Annotated in this window: 4 protein-coding genes; all 4 read left to right on the forward strand. The window is 74.8% G+C overall.

Annotation, left to right across the window (positions count from 1 at the left end):
• Positions 1-463: 463 nt before the first annotated feature.
• Positions 464-1,510 (forward strand): ABC transporter substrate-binding protein, encoded by a 1,047-nt coding sequence (locus IE330_RS37975; RefSeq protein WP_190140739.1) that lies wholly within the window; start codon positions 464-466, stop codon positions 1,508-1,510.
• 343 nt (positions 1,511-1,853) lie between these two features.
• A complete protein-coding gene (locus IE330_RS37980) occupies positions 1,854-2,720 on the forward strand; it encodes a Nif3-like dinuclear metal center hexameric protein (RefSeq protein WP_190140740.1) in 867 nt (288 codons plus the stop codon).
• Positions 2,717-3,460 (forward strand): zinc ribbon domain-containing protein, encoded by a 744-nt coding sequence (locus IE330_RS37985; RefSeq protein WP_190140742.1) that lies wholly within the window; start codon positions 2,717-2,719, stop codon positions 3,458-3,460. The genes IE330_RS37980 and IE330_RS37985 overlap by 4 nt, the downstream gene beginning before the upstream one ends.
• A 10-nt stretch (positions 3,461-3,470) precedes the next feature.
• On the forward strand, positions 3,471-4,094 hold a 624-nt coding region (locus IE330_RS37990; protein ID WP_190140741.1), incomplete at its 3' end, for a reverse transcriptase-like protein.

Consider the following 4,094-nt stretch of genomic DNA (forward strand, 5'->3'; position numbering starts at 1 on the left):
GCCGTCACCGGCCCGCCGCCCGGCACCGCGACGCGGCGTGTGGTGCGCCCGGCCCCCGGGCCCTCCGCGGGCCCGGCCGCGCACGGCGGCGAGGGGGTGGGGACGGGCGGCGGGGACGCGGGCGAGGGGCCGGCCACAGGGGCTGTCATCTGCGGGTCACCTCCGCTCGCGACGCTAGTTTTCGTACGCACTGGCGTGGATTCCGAGGCCGTCCGCTTCACGCGTACGTGTGGTGATGTCCCGGTTCGCCGGAGAAGCCGGGGTGGATGTGCTGTGCGGGGGAGCGGCTATGGTGAGGCAAACCTAAGTTGCGCGCACCCGCCCCTCGGGGGCCTCCGCGCGCCCGCACGCCAGGTGTGCTGGTGCCCGCACACCAGGTGTCTGGTGCCCGCGCGCCAGGTGTGCTGGTGCCCGCGCACCAGGTGCCTTTCGCGTCCGCATGTCCTTGAGTCCTGGAGTACCGATGTCCCCACGCCGCCGCCCCGCCCGGGGCACCGCCGCCCTCGCCCTCGCCGTGGCCGGGGCGCTCGCCCTGTCGGCCTGCGGCTCCGGCTTCGACGACCAGGGCGGCAAGGGCAAGGCCGCGGGCGGCGGCAGCAAGGCCGTCGCCCAGGGCGGCGAGGACTTCGCCGAGGCCGCCGCGAAGACGGCGAAGATGGGCACGAAGGCCGAGCCGGGGCAGTTCCCGCGCACCGTCGAGCACGCCCTGGGCACGACGGAGCTGAAGCAGCGGCCGAAGCGGGTCGTCGTCCTGGACGTCGGCGAGCTCGACAACGTGGTGTCCCTCGGCGTCAGGCCCGTCGGCTACGCGCCCACCGAGGGCGACGACGGCATCCCCGGCTACCTCAAGAAGGACGCGGGCAGCCCCAAGAGCGTCGGCACGATCAACGCCCTCAACCTGGAGGCGATCGCGGGCCTCGAGCCCGACCTGATCCTCGGCAGCGAGCTGCGCGCCGCCAAGCTCTACCCGCAGCTCTCCAAGATCGCCCCGACCGTGTTCTCCGTGCGCCCCGGCTTCACCTGGAAGGAGAACTACCTCCTGAACGCCGCCGCGCTCGACCGCACCGCCCGGGCGAAGGCCGCGCTCGCCGCGTACGAGAAGAAAGCGAAGGCGCTCGGCGACGACCTCGGCGCGAAGAAGCCGACCGTCACGATGCTGCGCTACATGCCGGACCGCATCCGGCTCTACGCCAAGGCGTCGTTCATCGGCACCGTCCTGGAGGACGTCGGCCTGCCCCGGCCCGCGAACCAGCGCGGGCAGGACCTCGCCACCGAGATCAGCCCGGAGAAGATCGACCAGGCCGACGCCGACTGGATCTTCACCGGCGTCTACGGCGACGCCGAGAAGACCGGCCGCTCGGCCGCCGAGAAGAACCCGCTGTGGAAGAAGCTCGACGCTGTCAGGAAGGGACAGGCGAAAAACGTCCCGGACGAGACCTGGTACCTCGGCCTCGGCGTGACGGCGGCGGACGCGGTCCTGGACGACCTGCGCGACCACCTCGTGCGGTAACCCTGACGGCGCTCCGGCGGCGCCCCGACGGCGCCCCGACGGCCGTGGTCCCGCCCGGCGACCACGGCTGCCGCGCGGTGACGGCTGGCCGCGGTCGGTCCGGCCGAGCGGCGGCGGGTGGGCCACGGTCCGGCCGAGCGGCGGGCGGTGGGCCCCGCGGTCCGGCCGCGTGGCGGCGGGTACGCAGCGACCTGCCCCGCGGTGGCGGGTGCGCCATGGTCCGGCCCCGTAGGGGCGGGTGCGCCATGGCTCGGCCGCGTGGCGGCGGGTGCGCCGTGTCAGGGCCCGGTCGCCCTGCGTCACCCAGGGTCGGAGCGGCAGCGCGGGAAGGTAGCCTTTTCCCGTGCCCCGTCTGTCTGAAGTCATCGCCGCCCTCGACGCCCTGTGGCCCGCGGAGCGGGCCGAGCAGTGGGACGCGGTCGGCACGGTCTGCGGCGACCCCGCGGCGGAGGTCTCGCGGGTCCTGTTCGCCGTCGACCCCGTCCAGGACGTCGCCGACGAGGCGGTCCGCCTCGGCGCCGACCTGCTCGTCACCCACCACCCGCTCTACCTGCGCGGTACGACCACGGTGGCGGCCTCGACGGTCAAGGGCCGCGTCGTCCACGACCTGATCAAGAACGACGTCGCCCTGCACGTCGCGCACACCAACGCCGACACCGCCGACCCGGGCGTCTCCGACGCGCTCGCGGGCGCGCTCGACCTGCGCGTCGTACGCCCGCTCGTGCCGGACCCGACCGACGAGCACGGCCGCCGCGGCCTCGGCCGGATCTGCGAGCTGGAACACCCGCTCACCCTGAGCGAGTTCGCCGCGCACGCCGCGCGCCGGCTGCCCGCCACCGCGCAGGGCGTCCGCGTCGCGGGCGACCCGGACGCCCCGATCCGTACCGTCGCCGTCAGCGGCGGCTCCGGCGACAGCCTCTTCGACGCCGTGCGCGCCGCGGGCGTCGACGCCTTCCTCACCGCCGACCTGCGCCACCACCCGGTGTCGGAGGCCCGCGCCGAGGCGCCGCTCGCGCTGCTCGACGCCGCGCACTGGGCCACCGAGTGGCCGTGGTGCGAACTGGCCGCCGCGCAGCTCGACGAGATCTCCGACCGGCACGGCTGGAACCTGCGCGTCCACGTCTCGAAGACGGTCACCGACCCCTGGACCGCCCACGCGGCGTCGTCCCCCTCACCCCGCTCATCTAGCACCCTTGGAGCCCCCAACTGAACGCCGCGCCCGCCGACCAGATCCGTCTCCTCGACCTCCAGGACCTGGACGTACGCCTCGCGCAGCTCGCGCACAAGCGCAAGTCCCTGCCCGAGCACGCCGAGATCGAGTCGCTGACCAAGGACTTCACCCAGCTCCGCGACCTGCTCGTGGCCGCGCAGACCGAGGAGAGCGACTGCGCCCGCGAGCAGACCAAGGCCGAGCAGGACGTGGACCAGGTGCGCCAGCGCGCCGCCCGCGACCAGCAGCGCCTGGACTCCGGCGCGGTCACCTCGCCCAAGGACCTGGAGAACCTCCAGAAGGAGATCACCTCCCTCGCCAAGCGCCAGGGCGACCTGGAGGACGTCGTCCTGGAGGTCATGGAGCGCCGCGAGTCCGCGCAGGAGCGCGTCGCCGAGCTCACCGAGCGCGTCTCGTCCGTCCAGTCGAAGATCGACGACGCCACGGGCCGCCGCGACGCCGCGCAGCAGGAGCTGGACCGCGAGGCCGCCACGGTCACCAAGGAGCGCGAGGTCGTCGCCGCGTCGATCCCCGCCGACCTGCTCAAGCTGTACGACAAGCTCCGCGCCCAGCAGGGCGGCGTCGGCGCGGCCAAGCTCTACCAGCGCCGCTGCGAGGGCTGCCGCCTGGAGCTGAACATCACCGAGGTCAACGAGGTCAAGGCGGCCTCCCCCGACACGGTCCTGCGCTGCGAGAACTGCCGCCGCATCCTGGTGCGCACCGCCGAGTCCGGCCTGTAAAGGGGCGGGAGTGGCGAGGGAGTTCATCGTCGAGGCCGACGGCGGCTCCCGGGGCAACCCGGGGCCCGCGGGCTACGGCGCGGTCGTCATCGACGCGGCCTCCGGCGAGACGCTGGCGGAGGCCGCGGCGTACGTGGGCGTCGCCACGAACAACGTGGCCGAGTACAAGGGCCTGGTGGCCGGTCTGAAGGCCGCCCACGCCCTGGACCCCGCGGCGCGGGTGCACGTCCGCATGGACTCCAAGCTCGTGGTCGAGCAGATGTCGGGCCGCTGGAAGATCAAGCACCCCGGCATGAAGCCCCTGGCCGCCGAGGCGGCCGCGGTCTTCCCCGCCGAGCAGGTCACCTACGAGTGGATCCCGCGCGAGAGGAACAAGCACGCGGACCGTCTGGCGAACGAGGCGATGGACGCGGGCAAGCGGGGCGAGCAGTGGTCGCCCGCGCGGTCCACGGCGGACCTCGGCGCGGGCTCCCGCGCGGCCGCCGCCCTCCCCGAGCCCGACGGGCCGCCCGGGGACGCGGCGACGGGCGCGGCCCGCGCCCGCGCGGCCCTGGCCGGGGCGGGCGCCTCGGCCTCGGCGGCAGCGGGGTCCGAGGCGGGAGCGGCGTCCGAGGCGGACGGTGCGGCCGCGGAC

Origin of the sequence: Streptomyces longispororuber (assembly GCF_014656095.1) — a bacterium.
Lineage (GTDB): Bacteria > Actinomycetota > Actinomycetes > Streptomycetales > Streptomycetaceae > Streptomyces > Streptomyces longispororuber.

Bases quoted from the DNA above. Each gene is read 5' to 3' on its own strand.
- IE330_RS37975 (WP_190140739.1), top strand. From the start codon at position 464: ATGTCCCCACGCCGCCGCCCCGCCCGGGGCACCGCCGCCCTCGCCCTC.